This is a genomic window from Flagellimonas sp. B-3 (assembly GCF_056857835.1).
Genome location: NZ_JBSXNW010000023.1, coordinates 93,791 through 114,373, shown reverse-complemented (window position 1 = coordinate 114,373; position 20,583 = coordinate 93,791). Strand labels below are relative to the sequence as shown.

Annotated in this window: 21 protein-coding genes and 1 other RNA gene; 5 read left to right on the top strand and 17 right to left on the bottom strand. The window is 41.9% G+C overall.

The features are described 5' to 3' along the window. Positions 1 to 27: 27 nt before the first annotated feature. From AC13CS_RS12295 to rsmD, 3 genes are read left to right on the top strand one after another with little or no spacing between them, the layout of a single operon-like run. Positions 28 to 765 carry a hypothetical protein gene (locus AC13CS_RS12295; RefSeq protein ID WP_293164917.1) on the top strand — a complete coding sequence of 246 codons (738 nt, stop codon included), beginning with the start codon at positions 28 to 30 and terminating at the stop codon, positions 763 to 765. A gap of 56 nt (positions 766 to 821) precedes the next feature. Then, a complete protein-coding gene (locus tag AC13CS_RS12290) occupies positions 822 to 1,580 on the top strand; it encodes a DUF3822 family protein (RefSeq protein ID WP_293164919.1) in 759 nt (252 codons plus the stop codon). Then, a complete protein-coding gene (rsmD, locus tag AC13CS_RS12285) occupies positions 1,580 to 2,119 on the top strand; it encodes a 16S rRNA (guanine(966)-N(2))-methyltransferase RsmD (RefSeq protein ID WP_293164922.1) in 540 nt (179 codons plus the stop codon). The genes AC13CS_RS12290 and rsmD overlap by 1 nt, the downstream gene beginning before the upstream one ends. 215 nt (positions 2,120 to 2,334) lie before the next feature. On the opposite strand, the gene rnpB is transcribed toward rsmD, so the two are convergent. After that, positions 2,335 to 2,657, bottom strand: an RNA gene (gene rnpB, locus AC13CS_RS12280) — RNase P RNA component class A. Positions 2,658 to 2,762: 105 nt separating this feature from the next. On the opposite strand from rnpB, the gene AC13CS_RS12275 reads away from it, so the two are divergent. After that, on the top strand, positions 2,763 to 4,520 hold the full coding sequence (locus tag AC13CS_RS12275) for a DNA polymerase III subunit gamma/tau (protein WP_293164925.1): 1,758 nt from the start codon (positions 2,763 to 2,765) through the stop codon (positions 4,518 to 4,520). On the opposite strand, the gene AC13CS_RS12270 is transcribed toward AC13CS_RS12275, so the two are convergent. From AC13CS_RS12270 to AC13CS_RS12240, 7 genes are read right to left on the bottom strand one after another with little or no spacing between them, the layout of a single operon-like run. Then, entirely contained in the window at positions 4,509 to 4,871 is a 363-nt protein-coding gene (locus AC13CS_RS12270) for a transmembrane 220 family protein (protein WP_163625543.1), read from the bottom strand. The genes AC13CS_RS12275 and AC13CS_RS12270 overlap by 12 nt on opposite strands. A gap of 2 nt (positions 4,872 to 4,873) precedes the next feature. Next, positions 4,874 to 6,247 carry an alkaline phosphatase family protein gene (locus AC13CS_RS12265; RefSeq protein WP_293164929.1) on the bottom strand — a complete coding sequence of 458 codons (1,374 nt, stop codon included), beginning with the start codon at positions 6,245 to 6,247 and terminating at the stop codon, positions 4,874 to 4,876. Continuing rightward, the gene (eboE, locus tag AC13CS_RS12260) at positions 6,244 to 7,434 is read right to left on the bottom strand and encodes a metabolite traffic protein EboE (protein ID WP_293164932.1); all 1,191 of its coding nucleotides are present in this window, start codon (positions 7,432 to 7,434) and stop codon (positions 6,244 to 6,246) included. Before eboE ends, AC13CS_RS12265 begins: the two co-directional genes overlap by 4 nt. Continuing rightward, positions 7,431 to 8,600: a 3-dehydroquinate synthase gene (locus tag AC13CS_RS12255; RefSeq protein WP_293164934.1), complete on the bottom strand. Its 1,170-nt coding sequence runs from the start codon at positions 8,598 to 8,600 to the stop codon at positions 7,431 to 7,433. Before AC13CS_RS12255 ends, eboE begins: the two co-directional genes overlap by 4 nt. Before the next feature lie 3 nt (positions 8,601 to 8,603). After that, the gene (eboC, locus tag AC13CS_RS12250; protein ID WP_293164937.1) at positions 8,604 to 9,503 is read right to left on the bottom strand and encodes a UbiA-like protein EboC; all 900 of its coding nucleotides are present in this window, start codon (positions 9,501 to 9,503) and stop codon (positions 8,604 to 8,606) included. Next, the gene (locus tag AC13CS_RS12245) at positions 9,503 to 10,411 is read right to left on the bottom strand and encodes a TatD family hydrolase (protein WP_293164940.1); all 909 of its coding nucleotides are present in this window, start codon (positions 10,409 to 10,411) and stop codon (positions 9,503 to 9,505) included. The genes eboC and AC13CS_RS12245 overlap by 1 nt, the downstream gene beginning before the upstream one ends. Before the next feature lie 4 nt (positions 10,412 to 10,415). Next, positions 10,416 to 11,261 carry an EboA domain-containing protein gene (locus tag AC13CS_RS12240; protein WP_293164942.1) on the bottom strand — a complete coding sequence of 282 codons (846 nt, stop codon included), beginning with the start codon at positions 11,259 to 11,261 and terminating at the stop codon, positions 10,416 to 10,418. A gap of 97 nt (positions 11,262 to 11,358) precedes the next feature. On the opposite strand from AC13CS_RS12240, the gene AC13CS_RS12235 reads away from it, so the two are divergent. After that, positions 11,359 to 11,940 carry a tRNA-(ms[2]io[6]A)-hydroxylase gene (locus AC13CS_RS12235; protein WP_293164944.1) on the top strand — a complete coding sequence of 194 codons (582 nt, stop codon included), beginning with the start codon at positions 11,359 to 11,361 and terminating at the stop codon, positions 11,938 to 11,940. On the opposite strand, the gene ppk1 is transcribed toward AC13CS_RS12235, so the two are convergent. The 9 genes from ppk1 to rpsA all read right to left on the bottom strand — a co-directional run bounded on the left by ppk1 (position 11,937) and on the right by rpsA (position 20,393). Then, the gene (gene ppk1 / locus AC13CS_RS12230; RefSeq protein ID WP_293164947.1) at positions 11,937 to 14,012 is read right to left on the bottom strand and encodes a polyphosphate kinase 1; all 2,076 of its coding nucleotides are present in this window, start codon (positions 14,010 to 14,012) and stop codon (positions 11,937 to 11,939) included. The two genes, AC13CS_RS12235 and ppk1, sit on opposite strands and share 4 nt — an antisense overlap. Further along, the gene (locus tag AC13CS_RS12225; protein ID WP_293164950.1) at positions 14,013 to 14,501 is read right to left on the bottom strand and encodes a histidine phosphatase family protein; all 489 of its coding nucleotides are present in this window, start codon (positions 14,499 to 14,501) and stop codon (positions 14,013 to 14,015) included. A 15-nt stretch (positions 14,502 to 14,516) separates the two neighbouring features. Beyond that, the gene (gene pdxH / locus AC13CS_RS12220) at positions 14,517 to 15,164 is read right to left on the bottom strand and encodes a pyridoxamine 5'-phosphate oxidase (RefSeq protein ID WP_293164953.1); all 648 of its coding nucleotides are present in this window, start codon (positions 15,162 to 15,164) and stop codon (positions 14,517 to 14,519) included. Positions 15,165 to 15,258: 94 nt separating this feature from the next. After that, positions 15,259 to 15,672, bottom strand: coding sequence for a hypothetical protein (locus tag AC13CS_RS12215; RefSeq protein ID WP_293164956.1), 414 nt, complete (start codon positions 15,670 to 15,672; stop codon positions 15,259 to 15,261). 62 nt (positions 15,673 to 15,734) lie between these two features. Further along, a complete protein-coding gene (locus AC13CS_RS12210) occupies positions 15,735 to 16,640 on the bottom strand; it encodes a ribonuclease Z (protein WP_293164959.1) in 906 nt (301 codons plus the stop codon). Beyond that, positions 16,637 to 16,969, bottom strand: a complete 333-nt coding sequence (locus AC13CS_RS12205) for a ribonuclease Z (RefSeq protein WP_293164961.1) — start codon at positions 16,967 to 16,969, stop codon at positions 16,637 to 16,639. Before AC13CS_RS12205 ends, AC13CS_RS12210 begins: the two co-directional genes overlap by 4 nt. A 3-nt stretch (positions 16,970 to 16,972) precedes the next feature. Further along, entirely contained in the window at positions 16,973 to 17,899 is a 927-nt protein-coding gene (locus AC13CS_RS12200) for an aspartate carbamoyltransferase catalytic subunit (RefSeq protein ID WP_293164964.1), read from the bottom strand. Between the two features lie 6 nt (positions 17,900 to 17,905). Beyond that, entirely contained in the window at positions 17,906 to 18,442 is a 537-nt protein-coding gene (gene pyrR, locus AC13CS_RS12195; protein WP_293164967.1) for a bifunctional pyr operon transcriptional regulator/uracil phosphoribosyltransferase PyrR, read from the bottom strand. Positions 18,443 to 18,557: 115 nt separating this feature from the next. After that, entirely contained in the window at positions 18,558 to 20,393 is a 1,836-nt protein-coding gene (gene rpsA / locus AC13CS_RS12190; RefSeq protein ID WP_293164970.1) for a 30S ribosomal protein S1, read from the bottom strand. Between the last annotated feature and the right edge of the window lie 190 nt (positions 20,394 to 20,583).

The following is a 20,583-nucleotide window of genomic DNA, read 5'->3' as shown; positions in this document are numbered from 1 at the left end:
AATTAACTTTGAAAGACAGTATCAGATATGTTAAACTTAATTCTTATTGTTGTATTAATATGCCTTGTGACCATAGGGCTTGTTTTCGTTATTGATAGATTTTTACCTCAAAAAGTAAAGCCCGTTTTAATAATTCTATTTGGAATCCTGAGCATTTACCTTGGCTATAAAATATATCATTCCATAAACGCTCCTATTGAGTTTAACAAGGTGAGAAATGAAAGATTCACCAAAGTAATCAACAAGTTAAAGGACATTAGAGACTCGCAAGAAGCTTATAAAACTGTAAACGGAAAGTATGCCAATGATTTTGAAAGCTTGATCAAGTTCATAGACACCGGCAACTATACCATTACCACACAGCGCGACTCCTCTTTTATGAGGTACGACAGGGTATATCAAATTGAAATGCAACAGGACACCATTATCATTGACACTTTGGGTACTGTTAAGGTAAAAGATTCCCTTTTTGGGGCAGATGACCGTTACAAAACAATGATGAACGTTCCCTACGCCCAGAACGATGAAAAGTTTGAAATGAAGGCCGACATTATCGACAAAAGTGGTTATAAAGCCCCAGTATTCGAAGCCAAGGTCAAGAAAAATGTTGTGCTTTACGATCAGCCAGAAGACTTGGTGGAAAAGGAAAACTCTTACCAGAGTGTTGAAGAAGTTAATGGTTCGGAAATAAAGGTTGGTTCCTTGACCGATGTTAGTACCAATGGAAACTGGCCACCTATATACGATAGGAAAAAGATAAATTAGCTATAGTACCGAACGATACAAATAGCGCCCATAGAAAACTGTCCATTCAAGCTGGCTTGAATGGACTTTCTTTTTGTGCACTGGATACCATTACCAATAAAATCTTAGCCTTTGAAAGGGTGAATTTCCAAACACAGCTCACCCCCTACCTGATGCTAAAGGAGTTAAAAGAAAAGCTCAGTAAGCAGGGAGAAATAGGGAGGAACTTTTCCGAGGTTATGGTTATCCACAAAAACAATATGTTCGGTTTGGTGCCAAAGCCGCTTTTTAACAAAGAAGAGCTGCCCAACTACCTAAAATTCAACGCCAAGATCATGGCAAACGACCTTATTGCATACGATGAGGTTCCCAACCAAGAAATTATGAACGTTTACATTCCCTACACCAATGTAAACAACTATATTTTTGAGCTTTTTGGGGAGTTTGAATTTAAGCATAGCGGTACCGTTCTCATCAACACTTTGTTGAACCAAAACAGAACTACTTCGGAACCGGTTTGCTATGTGCAGGTATCCGAACGCGAGATGGAAATGATGGTGATGTCCGATAAAAAATTGCTCTTCTACAACCAGTTCGAGTACAAGAACAAAGAAGATTTCCTTTACTATCTGTTGTTCAGCTTGGAGCAATTACAAATGGATTTGGAAAAAATTCAACTTAAACTCTTCGGAGCTATAGAAGAAGGCGACCCTATCTACGACCTCTGCTACCAATACATTAAAAACGTTTCCGTTTTTGCGCCCAGCAATCCTTCCTTCCCTATGGACCAATTGGAAAACGAAAGCATAGACTTTTCCATTTTAAGCTCCCTTTAATGCGTATTATTTCAGGAAAATACAAGGGCAAAAGATTGACTGCCCCCAAAAAGTTACCTGTTCGTCCCACAACGGACATGGCCAAGGAAGCCTTGTTCAACATCTTGAACAATCGCTTTTATTTTGACGAGCTCAAAGTGCTGGACCTATTTTCAGGAACAGGGAATATTAGTTTTGAGTTTGCTTCGAGGGGCACGGAAAAGATTACAGCGGTAGATGATCACCAAGCTTGTGTACGTTACATCTCCAAAACGGCACAGGAACTGGATTTTACCATCAACACGGTGAAATCCGACGTGTTCAAGTTTTTGCAAAAAACACCGGAAAAGTTCGACCTCATTTTTGCAGACCCACCTTATGATTTTGATACCAAACAATTTTTGAACATTGCCAATCTGGTTTTTGAACAAGGGTTATTGCTGGATGATGGACTTTTAATCATTGAACATTCCGACCAAACCAATCTATCCGAACATCCCAAATTTTCGGAGCAGCGAAAATATGGGGGCAGTATCTTCAGCTTTTTTGAAGTAGCATAAAACACTGTATAATTGAAGTATATAGGTTTAGAAAGGCAACGAAATTGCAAACGGTTACTGAGTTATTTGATTACTACCTATTTAGAAATTCCTCTTCAATGCCCCAGTAGTCAGTAACTCAATAACCCTGAGCACTAAAATGTTTATAGAAACTGAAGTCTTGCACTAAAGTGCATACCTGCTGGTAAAGGCAGGGTTTTTACCTTTAACTAGATATTAAAAGCAGGCCATAAGCCGGATTCTGTGCATCCCCAATTAATTTGGGGAACTCCTTATCATTTATCTAGACAAATGGTTGCCCAAGTGTTCCAACCGCCTACCCTCCAACTCGGGCGTGCAGCCCTCAAACATTGGTTTACATGACGTTTCACCGCATAGAGTTTGCCGATTTCACTACAGCCGAACTGTACTTGCTTTCTGTTGCACTGGTCCTCGCCTCACGGCGGACGGGCGTTACCCGCTATGTCGCACTATGGTGTCCGGACTTTCCTCTTCAAGTAAGGTTGCCCATACTTGCAGCGATAAGGTGGCCTGCTACTACAAAGGTAATCCAATTGTTAATAAAAAACGGGGGAACTGTGCGTTTCAAGTCAACTTTGCCCAATGCTATTTTTATATTTGTAGTAATTCTATTTTCCCAGCATTGGAACCATTTATAGTATCAGCTAGAAAATATAGACCCCAAACCTTCAAAGATGTCGTGGGCCAATCGTCCATTACCAATACTTTGATGAATGCCATTGAACACAACCACTTGGCACAAGCCTTGTTATTCTGCGGTCCAAGAGGTGTTGGGAAGACCACTTGTGCCCGTATTTTGGCCAAAAAAATAAACCAAGATGGCACTGAAAGGGAAGATGAGGATTTTGCTTTCAATATCTTTGAATTGGATGCCGCCTCCAATAACTCTGTGGACGACATTCGCAGTTTGATAGACCAAGTACGCATACCACCACAGACCGGAAAATATAAGGTTTATATTATTGATGAGGTCCATATGCTCTCCCAATCGGCCTTCAATGCATTTTTGAAGACCTTGGAAGAACCCCCAAAGCACGCCATATTTATTTTGGCCACAACGGAAAAGCACAAAATAATCCCGACCATTCTATCCCGATGCCAAATTTTTGATTTTAAGCGCATCACGGTAAAGGATGCCTCGGAATACCTAAAACATATAGCAGAGCAACAAGGTATTGAGGCTGAAGAGAGCGCTTTGCATATCATAGCCCAAAAAGCCGATGGTGCCATGAGGGATGCATTGTCCATTTTTGACCGTGTAGTCAGTTTTTCTGGTAAAGAATTGACGAGAAAGGCCGTAACGGAAAACCTCAATGTTCTCGATTACGATATCTATTTCTCGGCCACGGATTTGATTCTGGAGAACAATATTCCGGAACTTCTGGTACTTTTCAACAAAACCCTGTCACTTGGGTTTGATGGCCACCATTTTATTACTGGATTGGCTTCGCACTTTAGGGATTTGATGGTTTGTCAGCACCCCGATACCTTAAACCTGTTGGAAGTAGGTGAAGATGTAACGCAACAATATCAGGAACAGTCCAAAAAGGCCTCAAAACAATTTCTATTAAAAGCCATAGATCTGGCGAACGATTGTGACCTACAATACAAATCCAGTAAAAACCAGCGACTGCTCGTCGAGCTCACCCTCATGAAATTAGCCTCCATCACTTTCGATGGAGAAAAAAAAAACGCTGATTTTATAATTCCTGCTTCCTATTTTGCAGGAAAAACAAATATATCCAACGGTACAAAGCCACCTCAAAGTAATGGCTCTCCTACCCCACCAAATGAAGATAACCGAGCAACCGAGCAACCCACTCCAAATAATGCTCCTGAACCAAAAAAAGCGGTAAAGGAACAGCTAAGCGAACCCAAGGAACCCTATCGCCCTAAAAAAATCGAAATCAAGACTTCAGAAAAGCGGGTTTCCGGACTTTCGTTATCGAGCATTAAGGTTAAAAAAGCGCACGAGAACTCAAAATCGCCGGGCATAGACGAAAAGGACCTGCCCAAAGACGCTTTTGAAGAAAAAGAGATGCAACAACATTGGGATGATTTTGTACATCAACTGGAAAAGCAGGGCCGAAAAATATTGGCGAGCAATCTACAAAGTGATGTGCCAAAACTCAAAAACGAGAATACCATTTGGATAGAGCTTCCCAATGGCACAATGAAGAAGGAAATAGAGCGAGAACAAAGTTTGATGCTGGATTACCTGAAACAAAAATTGAACAACTACTCCATTTCTCTTTACATTACCGTGAATGAGGAGGTAGCCAAAAAGTTTGCCTTTACCCCTGAAGAGAAGTATGAAAAACTAAGAGAGAAAAACCCAAATTTGGATTTGCTCAGAAAAGAGTTTGATCTAGACTTTTGATTTATTCATAAACCGCGTTCTCAATCCATACACCAACATCACTACCGCGGCAATCAAAGAGCCTAATGATTCCCTTCCCTCTTCAATATTTACGGTTTTCATTCCTTGGTCCAACCGAACACCTTCATAGGTTTCTGGCCAATACATAAAGAACAGCACCAAAAAGAAAATCGTAAGCAAAAAATAGATGACAGGCTTAAGCTTCTTCAATAGAAAAAGTATTGATGCCACCGCAGCAGCCAAATAAATCAGCATCCATTTTATAGCATCTGGATCATTGAACTGTACTGCTATGGCATAGCCGAACAAGAGCGTGAAAACTACCGCGAAAATCTTGAAAAAAGTTTCCATATTTATTTAATTAGATGATTTTTTAGCACTTCGTAAACTTCCGTTGCAAGCAATTCTTGTTTTGGCAGATTGCTCCCGCTATTGGTAACTAGAATGGGCCAATCCTCCCTATCTTCCGGAATTCTTCCGTGGGATCCTTTCACCAATTCAGCCTTTAAAGGAATCACATCCATTACAGTTCTAAAGCCCAGCTTCTTTTTTAGGAGCTTCCATAGCACTTTAAACATAACGAGTTTATCCGCGGGGTCGGTAAACATTTCAACGGGGTCGTAACCCGGTTTTTTGTGTATGTCCACCATTCTGGCATAATCGGGTGCCACGGTATCATCTTCCCAAAAATAATAGGTGAACCAGCTATCCTTGTCCGCCACAAGCACAAAATCGCCCGCTCGCTCGTGATCTATGTGATGATTTTCCCTTTCGCTCTTCGGAATAACCTCTTCCACCCCCGGAATTGTTTTTAAGTATTCATAAAGTTTGTCGTGGTCAACGGAATCTTTTGCATAAACATGCGCTATTTGATGGTCGGCAACCGCAAAAGCTTTGCTTGCGCCTGCATCCAAAAGTTCCAAGCCTCGCTCTACTCTAATACCCAAATACCCTTCTTTTCGTAAGTGTCGGTTAATGTGGATAGGGTTGGACACGTTGGTGATGCCATACTCGGACAACAAAACAATATTGGCCGATTGTCCCTCGTAATATTCCACCAAATCCTTGACCACCGCATCAATTTCCTTTAAATCCTTCTGCAGAACATCGAAATTCAGTCCATGGCGTTGGGTGTTATAATCCAAGTGGGGCAAATAGACCAAAGTCAAGGTCGGATTGCTTTCCCTATCCATTTCCATCGTGGCATCGGCAATCCACCTACTGGATGCTATGGATGTTTTGGGGCCCCAGAATTTGAACAACGGAAACGTTCCCAATTTCGCCTGAAGCTTATCCCTTAACTCAGCCGGATAGGTATAAATGTCTGGAATCTTTCTACCGTCCGCCAAATAATTGGGGCGTGGTGTGGCACTAAAATCCACAGTGCTGTACATATTGTACCACCAGAACATATTGGCACAGGTGAAGTCTGGATTTAATGTTTTTAGTTCATCCCAAATTTTATTGGACTGCACCAAAGGATTTCCCTGCCGCCAAAACTTTACCTCCAACTCTTCCTTGAAGAACCATCCATTGCCCACAATTCCATGTTCTGTTGGCCACTTGCCTGTAAGATAGGTGCTTTGGGCCGAACAGGTAACAGCAGGTAAAACTGGTTTAATCACGCTGCCCTTTCCTTTTTCCAGAAAAGTTTTTATAAATGGGGTGTGCTCACCTATCAATCTATTGGTAAGTCCAACTATGTTGATTACAACGGTCTTCTTCATTTTAATCTTGATTTCATCCAGTCCAATTCCCGTGCAATAGACTCTGTAATTGGCACCTTTAGTTCATTGGGCAAAACATCCCACGTATAGGTTTCCACCTCAATATGATTGCTCACAAAATTGTCCTCCAAATAATCCAACACCTTTACAATCTGGTCTTGTGTGGATTGAAGCAACCCATAATCCCTTAAAAATATGGGCACGTGAAAATGGGAGCGCAACTCTTTAAAAGATGCCTTTTTTTCCAAAACAATCGGCAGATCGTTATATGTTTTCACTTTTCCATCCACCATTTCCGTAACCTGATGCAAATACACGGGCTCGTTGAATTGGGCCAAGGTGTTCCACAACTCCTCTTCCTTATCGCTGTCATACATTATTTTGAGGGCTGCACTCACTTGAATCTTACCTACATAAATGTTGGCCGCCTTAAACTTTTCAAAGGTTAAATTTGGAGCTTCGTATGCCAATGCGAAATGACACACATCATAACATACCGTAATATACCGCTTGAGCAACTTTTCAACCTCATCCTCATGGAGTTGGAGTGACTTAAAAGCTTTGATGGCTTCGGGAATCAGATATGTGTCAAAATAATCCAGTACTTCTTGGGTATTCTCCAAAAACCCGTCAGGTTCCGGCTCCACATCCAAATGCATGTATCTGCCCGTTGTCTTTTCAATTTGGTACAATTCAAGCGCAACCTTGACCATATTTTCAGCTCCTTTGGCAAAGGCCTGTTGCTTTTCAGATTCACCATCAAACCAATGCTTGTAAGAAACCGGGGATGTAGAAATACCACATTCCATGCCTTCCGATGCCAAAAAGTCCAATTGTTTGAACAATCGTAAGGTATACGTCAACCGCTCATGTGTGGTCCAATCAGGTACGTGAACCTGGTCTTTTACAGGTTCTCCATGGAAATTCCCGTAGGGAAATCCATTCATCGTAAAAACGTAACAGTCATTTTCGGATAGCCAATCTTTGAAGCCCTGAAGCTGCCCATTGTCCAGTTCCAAACTGGCCGTGTTGCCCAATCGAAGCCCCAAACCAAACGCCTTGTTTGGAGAAACGGATTTCTTAATTTTTGGTAAATGTTGCTTTAGGCTGGTAAAGGTTTCTTCCCAATCTCCACCTGCGTGGATATTGGTGCAATAGGTCAGGTGATATTTGTCCTTGATCCTCATAAAGAGTTTTGCGGTTTGTACATAAAGCTTCGCACTGCTTTTTCCATTAATTCATAATCGATACTGTGGACATCGGTTTTGGCCCCTATATTGGGAATTAAGGGAATGGTGAGTTCGCCTCCCAAATGCTCCCGGAACTCTTCAATCCCGTTGAGGAGCTCTTTAATTTCATCCTCTTTTTCAAAAGGAACCTCCAAGTTAAAACCTACTTTTTTCATGACCGATAGCACTCGCTCCAAATCATCTTGCAACACACCGACCAAACTGGCGTAGACCATATCAATGGCCATACCTATCGCCACGGCTTCACCGTGTCTGAGGCTGTACCCTGTCATATATTCCAACTTGTGGGCGGACCAATGCCCAAAATCCAAAGGTCTGGAAGAACCACTTTCAAAGGGGTCTCCACCCTCGGCAATGTGCTCCATGTGCAATTCTGCGCAACGGTGAATCAGATAGGCCATGGGCTCCATTTCCCGGTTGGCGAGTGCTTCTGCATTGGATTCGATGTATTCAAAGAATTTTTTGTCCTTGATCAAGGCAACTTTGATTGCTTCTGCTATTCCTGCTATCCAATCTCTTTGTTCCAAGGTTTTTAAGAATTCCAAGTCGTTGATGATAGCGTAGGGAACTGAAAAGGTGCCCAGAAAGTTTTTCTTATCAAAAGCATTTACACTGTTCTTCACACCTACCGCAGCATCATTTTGAGCCAATACCGTGGTTGGGATTCGGATAAGCTTCACACCTCTGTGAGCAATAGTGGCGGCATAACCCACCATATCAACCACTGCCCCACCTCCAATGACCACTACAAATGAATGTCGACAAATAGCATTATTATTGATGGCTTCAAGACATTTGTTAACACTGGATTGGTCTTTTTTGCACTGTTCCCCACCTGGAACGGCGATAAGATCAGTAAATTGGATTTGATTCTTGAAGTGGTTGCAATATTCTTCGATTTCCTTTCCTAGATTCGGATGATGGTCCAACACTCCTTGATCTACCACGAAAAGACATTTGATAGCATGGTTTGGGCGATAGTCGGCCAACACATTTTTGAACAACGGATTCCCTACCGCAAATAAATGCTGGGTAAAAAGCAATTGATATGTATACCTTACTTGAAACTCTTGTCGAATCGTAGGTAGCGTAATTTTATTCATAAGCTAGGTAACTGCAAATTGTTTGGCCAAATACAAGGATAATGGTAACAGTAAGAGCATCAATACTCCTATAATTAAATTGGCGTGTGCAACCGCCATAGCGGTATCCAACAAAATTATGGACAGCACACCAGACTTTACAGCCTTCTTTATATTTTCTGGTGTATTATTTTGATATGCCTTGATCAAAGGTTTAAAAACCATAAAAGCAAAAAGCCCCAAAAAGAATAGATACCAAAGGTCGCCATTTGCATACACTTGATGCAAATAAAACACGCCCGACAGTACTGCAACGTACAACAAACCCGCTAGCAGTATATTGCCCTTGTTCTTTCCGTGCACCTCTCCCCTGCTGATCATGGTCACGGCAAAAATAAATACGATGGGAACCAAAACATAGGGCCAGTTTTCCATTGAATTCAGCAAAGATATACCCATTAAAAGGTTAAGTCCCCTACAAATTCCCATATTGAGGGGGCCAAAGAAAGCATGGTGCTTTGCAAATTTATCATAGGACAAAATGGCCAAAGCCAAAAAAATGGAAATGATACCGCTATTGACATTGACCAAAAAAGCAAAGTAGATTCCCACCAAGAGCAAACCAAAGCCAAAAGACTTTGCTTTGCCCAAAGGAACTACACCACTGGGAATGGGCCTTTCTGGACGCTCCACTTTATCTATTGCAATATCAAAAACATCGTTGAGCACCACACCGCCCGCATACAAAAACACAGAGGCCAATATCAACATGAAAAATGGAAACAAATCCACAGTTGGTATTGCAAATGCCCCTATTCCAGCAAATAGGCCCGATATGGACATACCTGCCAAAATATCGGCTGCGGCGGTAGGTAAATTGGGAGGCCTACACAGTTGGAGATATGCCTTTACACGTGGCCCCATTAAACAATTTTGTTGTCCTCTACCTTTGGCTCCTGACCACGAAGCACACTATTGTCATTAAATAGTTTTCTTTGGTCAATAGCCTCTGGATTCAACCAATGCTCCTCTCTCATTTTTCCGGATCTTCCAAAAAAGTCCAAGGCATTTTGGTAGCACGTTTTTATCACATCTTCACGGGAAACTCCGTTTTGCAACATCAAATTTGCTGTTTTTGGAACAGCCAACGGGTCGCTTACGCCCCAATCGGCGGAACTATCTACTATAATGTTTGTACTGCCAAACTTCTTTACCACTTCCACCATTCTTTGATTGCCCATTTTTGTTTTTGGGTAAATGGTAAATGCAGCAATAAAACCTCGGTCCAGCACATCCTTAACGGTTTCTTCGTTGTTGTGATCTATCACCACCATTCCCGGGTCTATACCATGTTCCAGACAGACTTCCATACTTTTGATGGTTCCTGCTTTTTTATCCCTGTGCGGGGTATGTACCTGAACCATCATATTAAAAGCCTTGGCCAATTCCAATTGTTCCCGAAAAAAACGGTCTTCAGCCTCAGTTTGGTCATCGTAACCAATCTCACCAATGGCCACCACATTTTCTTTGTGTAGATACAGGGGCAACAATTCCATCACCTCTTCGGCCAAGGGCACATTGTTGGCTTCTTTTGAGTTCAGCCCGATGGTGCAATAGTGTTTTATCCCAAACTGTGATGCCCTGAACGGCTCCCATCCCACAAGACTGCTAAAATAGTCTTGAAATGAGCCTACCTGAGTCCTAGGCTGACCCAACCAAAAAGATGGCTCTATCAAAGCCACAACCCCAGCCGCTGCCATGGCCTCATAATCATCGGTTGTTCTTGAGGTCATGTGAACGTGCGGGTCTATTATCATTAATGTATCATCCATGATCTTATAAATTTTTCCAGGTTATTTCACCCTTTTCTACTTTTTGTAGGTGGGTATCATAGGTTTTGAGTAATTTTTTTGCTTCATCAGAGTTTGAATGGAAACAAACCAAGGTCGCTGCCTTTTGTTCCCTTTCCGTATCACTTTTAAACAAACGTTCTATGTCATCAATTAGATTACCTTCCAGAAAATTGGATACAGGTCTCCAAAACATGGGGTCCACATCTCTTGATGCCGCCCATCTTTCGTGTGCATAATCGGAGATGATGCGTGCCAAATCCTTGTTGGCCATTTTCTCTATTTCGGGTATCTTTTTCAAATCTTGCTGCATAAAAGCAGCCTTAAGGTACATTTGGTTCCACTCCGCCGTAGTAAAATATTGGGCCGGATATGGGTTATATTGGGATATCGCATTAAAAACCGTAGCAATATTGGTCCTTAACGCCTCTACGGCTGCAAAATTGAAATTCTTTGGTTCTGGCAACAAAACCAAATATTTTAGAAAGGTTTCCAATTCGGTTTTATCAGCAACCTGAATCAATTGCTGTACAGCTTTTAAAAACTCATCCCCTGCTTCGAGGGCAGAAGAAAGTATAAAAATTCTGGAAATCTCCAAGGTGGATGCCCTTTGTGTTTCCAAATAAATTTTCCATGCAAAATCACGAGTACCAAAATCAGCAATGGGCGTATTTTGGATTTTGGAAGTGCACAGACTGTAGGTCATGTACAAATCCTTTTTGCTTTTTGCTTCAGAAATTTGTGCTACAGCATCCGTTAACCATTGGAATTCTAATTCGTTTAAATTTAATTGCAGAATATCGGAGAGATAATCTTTAGAGGTTTTGGCCATAAGATATAGACTAGAATCTGTTGGTTTTACAAATATAACGAGGGTTCAACGAATTTATTTAATCCTGTCGGATTATCTTTGCGGAAAAATACACATCATGCTAGGCCTAAAATTACCAACTGACCCAAGATGGGTAAACATTGTTGAAAAGAACATCGAAGAGATTCTTACGGATCATGCGTATTGCGAGCAAAAAGCAGCCAGTACTGCCATTTCGTTGATTATTGGTTTTCCGGAAAAGTCGGAATTGGTAAAGGAAATGACCGCTCTTGCCCGTGAGGAAATGGGTCATTTTAACATGGTGCACGATAAAATAGTAAAGCGCGGCTGGGTCTTGGGCCGTGAACGCAAGGATGAATATGTTATCGAGTTGATGAAATTCTTCCCAAAAGGCGGCAGCAGGGAAACCCACTTGGTCCACAAACTTTTGTATGCTGCCCTTATCGAGGCAAGAAGCTGCGAACGCTTTAGATTGCTATCAGAAGAAATAGCCGACGAAGAATTATCCGAGTTTTACCGGAACCTTATGGTCAGCGAAGCCAACCATTACACCATGTTCCTAAAGTTTGCCCGCAAATACGGCAAAAAAGAGGAAGTGGACCAAAAATGGGAAGCCCTCTTGGAGTACGAGGCACAATTAATGAAAGACCTCGGCAAAAAGGAGACCATGCACGGTTAGGATTCCAATTTCCTTTTGTAATAATTGTACATTTCAACCTGCGATCGCAGTTCGGCTTCCCCCTTGGCACGTTTTCTATAGGCATTGTCCTGTTTTGCGGAAAACACTCGTGCTTTGGAGTTATCTTTCCAAGAAATATCGAAAGTATCCAACAATTCCTGTCTAATATCGGGGTCGTAAATGGGACAGCCCACCTCTACCCTAAAGTCCAGGTTGCGCGTCATCCAATCTGCGGATGAAATATAGATTTTCGGGTCGCCATCATTGCCAAAAATGAACAATCTGGGGTGTTCCAAAAACTTGTCCACCACACTTATGGCTTCAATATTTTCGCTCATGCCCTCTACACCGGGAATAAGACAGCATATTCCCCGAACAATCATCTGTATCTTAACTCCTGCCCTACTGGCCTCATACAGTTTATCCACCATTTTATAAGAGGTAAGGCTATTCATCTTTATTTTGATGTAAGCCTCTTTCCCCGCCTTGGCAAAGGCGATTTCCTTATCGATCATCTTCATAAAAGATGACTTGGTGTAATGGGGCGATACAATAAGATGTTTGTATTTATTGATTTTATAATTGGTCTCGAAGAAGCCGAATACCTTGTTCATATCCTTTAAGATACCTTGATGGGCCGTAAACAGTGTATAATCCGTATAAATTTTCGCCGTGGACTCGTTAAAGTTACCGGTACTGATAAAGCCATACCTTTTGATACCCTCATTTTCTTCGCGCTCCACAAGGCAAATCTTACTGTGTACTTTTAGTCCGGGCACGCCAAAGATTAATTTTACGCCTTCATCTTGCAAAAAGTTGGCGTATTCAATATTGTTCTGCTCATCGAATCGGGCCTGCAACTCTATCTGTACGGTTACCTGTTTTCCGTTTTTAACGGCGTTGACCAAAGCATTTGCAATCTGACTGTCGCTGGCCAATCGGTATATGGTGATTTTTATGCTGCGTACCTGTGGATCCATTGCGGCCTCCCTTAAAAATTTGGTCACATAACTAAAGGTATGGTATGGGGCGTAGATCATGTAATCCTTGTGGGCAATCATATCCAACAAACTCCCTTTCATGCTCAAGCCTTTCACGGGCAAGGGCTCTATCTTATCGTACATAAGGTCTTGGCGCCCCAAACTGGGAAAACCCATATAATCCCTTCTGTTATGGTAACGACCACCGGGAATCACACTATCGGTGTCCATAATATCCATTTTTTCCTTCAGGAACTGGAGGGTGTCCTTGTCTATGCTCTTGTCATATACAAAGCGTACGGGATCGCTGATTTTCCGGTGCTCCACACTGGAAGAAATCTTTTCAATAAAACTTTTGCTCAGATCGTTGTCTATATCCAATTCTGCATCACGGGTAATCTTGATCATGTGGGCCGAAATGGACTCGAACTCGAACATCGTAAACACACTGTCCAAGCAAAAGCGGATCAAGTCATCCAATATGATGACGTAGTTCTTCTCCCCTTCTTTTGGCAATACCACAAAGCGGTCGATTCCCTTCGGGATCTCTATCAAGGCATACCTGTTGTGCTTTCCTTTGCCCGAACCGTTCTTCATAACCACCTTAACGGCCAAATAGGCAGCGGTGTCCTTCAGGAGCGGAAACTCGGTAAGGTCGTTCAGGATAATGGTCATCAACTCCTGGTTCACCTTTTTAAAGAAATAATCCCGAATGAACTCTGCCTGACTTTCGTTCACTTCGGTTTCCCTGATGATAAAAATATTTTCCTCACGAAGCTCCCTGTCAATTTGTTGGAAAATTTCAAGGCTGCGGGTCTGCTGATCGATCACAATTTTGGTGATTTCTTCCAACAAATCCTTGGCCCTTTCTCCGCCCAAAACACTTTTACCCGTTTTTCCGGCATCTACAATACGTTTTACCGTGGCATAACGTACCTTAAAAAATTCATCCAAGTTGTTACTGAAAATCCCTAAAAACCGTAATCGGTCGATCAGTGGCACCCTATGATCTTTACTTTCTTGCAGTACCCTTGCGTTAAAGTGAAGCCAACTGATTTCCCGGTTTATATATTCGTTCTTTGTTTTTACCATCTATTTTTTCAAGTGTTTTGGAAAGACCATTTGCTTTGTGGTTCCCTTGGATATTTTGGACCAATCGTCCACACCAAATGTAATGTGTACAAGTCCAGCCGTGGGAACGTTCTCAATATACTGATCTCCCCAAGTATTTGCAAGCGAGGTAAAGGCATAATTGTGACCAAAGATGGCCACGGTATCCAAATTATTGTCTAAATGCTGAACAAATTGCTGTACACTATTGCCTGAAAAATCGTAAAGCATATCATTGACCTTGAATCTGGACAGGTCAAAATCCAGATTTCTTACAAAGATCATACTGGTATGTAAAGCACGATTGGCTGGGCTTGAATAAATAAAGTCTATTGAAGGGGCATGCAAAGCAAAGGTTTGGGAAACCAAATGGGCGTCATTGATTCCTCTTTGTTTTAAAGGTCTGTCTTTGTCGGAGACATCGTAATCCCATGAGGATTTCCCATGTCTCATCAGTATCAATTGTTTCATCTTGTAGGGGTTAGGTTAGGGGGCCAATCGCTCTATTTTCCAATCAAAATCTTCCTGGAGGGAGTATCGTATCCGATCGTGCAATCGGTTAGGGCGACCTTGCCAAAATTCCATGGAAATGGGGCGAACCAAATATCCTCCCCAATGCTCGGGCCTGGGCACTTCCTTGCTTTCATATTTCTGTTCGAGCTGCTTCAACTTATCCTCCAAATATTCACGGGACGGAACTACCTTGCTTTGGTCAGAAACAATGGCACCTAGTTTACTGCCATGTGGGCGGGATTCGAAGTATCCATCTGAAAGATTTTCGGCTATTTTTTCTGCGGTACCCTTTATGATGACCTGACGTTCCATATTTGGCCAAAAAAAAGACAGGCAAACCGACGGATTTGCTGCAATGGCCCTTCCCTTTTCACTTTGGTAATTGCTATAAAAAATGAAACCCTCAAAGGTGAATTTTTTCATTAAAACCACCCTGCTTTTCGGAAATCCATCCAATCCAATGGTAGAAATCGTCATGGCATTGGGTTCGTCCACCCCTTCTGAAGCTTCTACCTCATAAAACCACTTCTGAAATTGCTCCAACGGGTTTTCCTTTATAGAGGCTTCGGTCAGCTCACTTTTTTCGTAAGTTTTTCTGTAATCACCAAGGTCTTTTTGCATGACGTGAAGTTCGGGAAAATTCAAATGTCAGCAAAGATAGACGTACAAAAAGAAGTTGTTTTTATTTGAAGGACATCGAATTCCTATTCAATCGTCAATCAATTTTTTCGTATTTAATTTGGGTAAGAACCGGAGCATCCGCCGGATAGGTAATATATTCCAAATGAAGGACATTGTTTTTTATCCAAAATTTACTGTTAAACCCACCTTGGCCTTCCAAATTTCGAAAAAACAAACTATCTCCTTCAACTTCAAAGGTACCTGTGTATTCTGAAGATTCGGTAAGTTCGGTTTTAGGCGCCCCATTAAATCCAAACCATTCAATTCTTCGTTTAAAAGTGGAATTTACGTTAAATGTATAGTTATTGATTATGATACCTTGTTCTTGTTCGTACGTTTTACTCCAGCTACCCAAAAGATTTGGCTCAAAGCCTTGGGTTGGCTCGTCCGCCTTATTACAGGATACTATTAGAAGAAAAATAAAGAAACCAATAAATCCTTTGCTCATAGAATAAAGCTTTGTAAATAAGATACATATTTGAACTTTTGGTTGCTTTGCAATAAATCAACTCAAAATTCAAAAGACTTACCATCGTCGGCTAGATCCACCACTGGAAAAACCTCCTCCGCTTCTTTTTTAAATAGTTCGATGGATTTGTAGCGCGTGGAATAATGGCCCAATATCAGCAATTTGGCATTGGCCTTTTTGGCGATTTGTGCGGCTTGCTTGGCTGTGCTATGTTTTGTTTTTTCGCAAAGGTGTTCCTCGGATTCCAAAAAAGTGGATTCGTGATACAGCACTGTCACATCTTTAATAATGGGCAAAATAGCTTCGTTATAGACCGTATCACTACAAAAAGCATAACTTTTGGGCTCGGGCGGGTCTAACGTAAGCTTCTTATTGGGAATGATGTTGCCAGAGGCATCTTTACCGTCAACGCCCTTTTTAATGTTATTGAACTGGCTCTTGTCTATACCGAACTTTTTGGCAGCTACAACATTCAATGTTCTTGGCGATTCCTTTTCTTGAAACAAAAATCCATTGGTATACACCCTGTGAATTAAAGGAACGGTTCGCACGGTGACTTTCCCATCTTCAAAAACAAGTTCGGATTCTTTGGATTCCAATTCGTGGAATATCAACGGGTAATTGGTCCAAGAATCACCCAATTTTAGAAATAGGGTGATGGCCTGTTTGATTCCTTTGGGGCCGTAAATGTGCAGTTCTTTGTCCCTGCCCAACAACCTAAAGGTTGAGATCAAACCGGGAAGGCCAAAAAAATGGTCCCCATGGAGATGCGATATAAAAATGTGGTTGATTCTGGAAAACTTGACCTTGTATTTTCTCAACTGCACTTGGGTTCCCTCACCGCAATCGATCAAAAACAGATGGTTCTTTATTTCAAGTACCTGCGAAGTAGGATTGGTAAATGTTCGTGGTGTAGCGGCATAGCAACCAAGTACGGTCAATTTCATATACCCAGGTCCCGTTCTATTTCTTCCATTTCGATAAGGTCCTTGGCCTCTTGCAGGGTAGGCACCACGCTAATCTCTTCAGGAACCTCGTCGTAGTTTAACTTATCGGTCACCAAAACAAATGACCTGCCAGCACCTTTGTGGGTGTTCGAAATGTCCAAAAACTCCAATAAATCGGCAATTTTTAAGGTATTGAAAGAAAAAAGGTTGACAACAATATTGTCGTGCTTGAGTTTTGGGTATGCTTTGTTGAGGTTTTCCAAAAAACCGCTTAAGGTGGTCTTTTCCTGAAAAACAATCGTTGTTGTTCCGTCTTTGTCGAAAATCATCTTTTACTTAATTTTTGATGCCAATAGGTAAAGTACTGCCATACGTACTGCCACTCCGTTTTCTACCTGATGTAAAATAATGGATTGGTCGGAGTCCGCTACATCACTGGTTATTTCCACACCGCGGTTTATAGGGCCGGGGTGCATGATCACAATTTGTTTGTCCAAACTGTCCAACAGTCCCTTATTGACCCCGAATTGTTGCGTGTATTCACGAGTGGATGGGAAATAACTGATATCCATACGTTCGTTCTGAACACGGAGCATATTGGCCACATCGCACCATTCCAAGGCCTTTTTTAGGTTGGTCTCCACCCCTACTCCCAGAGATTCTATATGTTTGGGAATAAGTGTTTTTGGTCCACAGACTTTTACGTTGGCCCCTTGTAGTTTTAAGGCAAAAATATTGGACAACGCTACCCTTGAGTGAAGGATATCACCAACTATTACCACATTTTTACCCCCCACATCACCTAACTTTTCGCGGATGGAATAAGAATCCAAGAGTGCTTGCGTGGGGTGCTCGTGGGCACCATCACCAGCATTTACGATAGCCGCCTTTACGTGTTTTGACAAGAAAATGCCCGCTCCTGGATTGGGGTGCCGCATCACTACCATATCCACTTTCATGGACAGGATGTTATTCACGGTATCGATGAGGGTCTCCCCCTTTTTTACGGATGATTGTCCTGCGGAAAAATTGACCACATCGGCAGAAAGTCGCTTTTCGGCCAGCTCAAAAGATAGTTTTGTACGGGTACTGTTCTCAAAAAAGATGTTGGCTATGGTAATATCACGAAGTGTGGGCACTTTTTTAATGGAACGGTTGATCACTTCCTTAAAATGGTCGGCCGTTTCAAATATGAGCGATATATCCTTTTTGTTCAGATATTTGATTCCCAACAAATGGTTTACACTTAACTCGCTCATTCCCTTTTATTTGCTTACTAAATATACTTTATCCTCACCGTCGTTCTCTTCCCACATCACCTTTACTTTTTCTTTGTTGATGGCATCCACCTGCCTGCCTCTATATGTCGGTTGTATGGGCAAATGTCTGCTAAAACGCCTATCTATCAACGTCAATAGTTCGATGTTGCTTGGTCTTCCAAAGGATTGGATGGCCGTTAGTGCCGCCCTGATGCTTCTTCCGGTATAGAGCACATCATCAATGAACACCACTTTTTTATCCTCCACCAAAAAATCCATTTGTGTGGAATTGGCTTTTAGGATTTCTCCACGTCCAAAATCGTCCCTAAAAAATGTGATGTCCAAGGAACCAAGGTCAATATGTTTGATCTTGTATTCTTTTTTGAGAATCTTTACCAACCTTTCTGCCAAAAAAACGCCTCTGGGCTGAATACCGATCAATGCGGTATCGGTAAAATCCAAATGGTTTTCCATTAGTTGACAGGCCAACCGGTGCAGTATGATGTTGATTTCCTTTGAAGTAAGCAGAACTTTTTGACTCATATGCTATGTGCGACCAACTCGGTTGAATACAAAAGTAAGCAATTCTTTAAAATGTTCGCGACATAAAAAAGCCCCGACTGTTTCCAGCGGGGCTTCGTATCATTGAAAAGTCCGATTACTTTTTCTTGGAATCGGCTTCCATTTTGTCTTTCAATGCTTGCAATGCGGAGTTGGCATCTCCAAGGGTCGGAGCAGCTTCATCGGATGATGCGGCTCTTTTCTTGGCAGCAGCTTTCACATTTCTATCTTCTTGCTCTCTAAAGATTGCAGTGTGGCTCGCCACCACTCTCTTGAAATCTTTATTGAACTCGATGATCTTGAATTCGGCTTCTTCTCCTTTTACAAGTTTCTTGCCGTCTTCTTTTTCCATGTGGCGCTGTGGAACAAATCCAACGATATCCTCGTTGAAGTTAATGGTAGCTCCTTTGTCAACAACCTCTGCAATTGCAGCTTTGTGCACTGTACCTTCAGCAAACTCTTCGGAGTACTTGTCCCAAGGGTTCTCTGTGGTTTGTTTGTGTCCAAGGCTCAATTTGCGCCCTTCTACGTCCAATTCCAATACTTCCACCTCCAAGGTATCGCCTACGGCAACAAACTCGGATGGATGCTTGATTTTCTTTGTCCAAGAAAGATCGGAAATATAGATCAAACCGTCGATTCCTTCTTCCAACTCTACGAATACCCCAAAGTTGGTAAAGTTTCTAACGATTCCTTTGTGACGTGATCCAACAGGATATTTGGAAGTGATATCTGTCCATGGGTCTGGCGTTAATTGCTTAATACCCAACGACATTTTACGATCTTCCCTATCCAAGGTCAATACAACAGCTTCAACTTCGTCTCCCACGTTTACAAAGTCTTGGGCGGATCTTAGGTGCGTACTCCACGACATTTCTGAAACGTGGATCAAACCTTCAACGCCATCGGCAACTTCGATAAATGCACCATAATCGGCGATTACAACTACTTTACCTTTTACTTTGTCACCAACTTTGATCTCATCGCCCAAGGCATCCCATGGATGTTTCTCCAATTGCTTAAGACCCAACTGGATTCTTGACTTGTTATCATCAAAATCAAGGATAACAACGTTCAATTTCTGATCTAGGTCCACAACTTCGTTCGGGTGATTGATCCTGCTCCAAGATAGGTCGGTAATGTGAACCAATCCATCCACACCTCCAAGGTCGATAAATACCCCGTAAGATGTAATGTTCTTCACGATACCTTCCAATACTTGACCTTTTTCCAATTGGCCAATGATCTCTTTTTTCTGCTCTTCGATATCCGCTTCGATCAAAGCTTTGTGGGAAACCACTACGTTCTTGAACTCGTGGTTGATCTTCACTACTTTGAACTCCATGGTCTTGCCTACGTACTGATCGTAATCGCGGATAGGCTTCACATCAATTTGGGAACCTGGCAAGAATGCCTCGATGCCGAATACGTCCACGATCATACCACCTTTGGTACGACATTTAACGAATCCAGTAACAATCTCTTCTTTGTCGTGTGCGTTGTTAACACGCTCCCACGCCTTGATGGTTCTTGCTTTACGGTGAGACAACACCAATTGACCGGTCTTGTCTTCACGGATATCTATAAGTACCTCAACTTTATCACCAACTTTAAGGTCGGGATTGTAGCGGAACTCATTCAAGGAAATTACACCTTCGGACTTGGCATTGATATCAATGATCGCCTCACGGTCTGTCATGTGAACTACTTTTCCTTCCACTACTTCCTCATCGGCAGTGTCCACAAAGTTTTCCTCTACAAGTGTTTCAAATTCCTTGAGCTTGGTATCATCTACGCGCTCAATTCCTTCTTCGTACTTGTCCCAATCAAAATTTTCAAGAAATTCCTGAGGATCTTGTTTGGGTTCTGTTTCTTTTACTTCTGGTGCTGCGGCAGTTTCTTCTACCTCAACGTTTTGTTTTTCTTCAGCCATGCTGCTGATTAAAATTTGTATTCCACGTTTTACAAGAGTTGAACAATTACCGCGGAAGTGGTTTTTATAATGATTTTCTAAAATTCCCTTTTTCTCTTGCCTCCTTGCCAAAAGGGGTGCAAAAATACAATTAAATTCTTGATATACAAAGCCTACAGGCAAGGTTTCAGCAAAAAAAGTATTACAATTA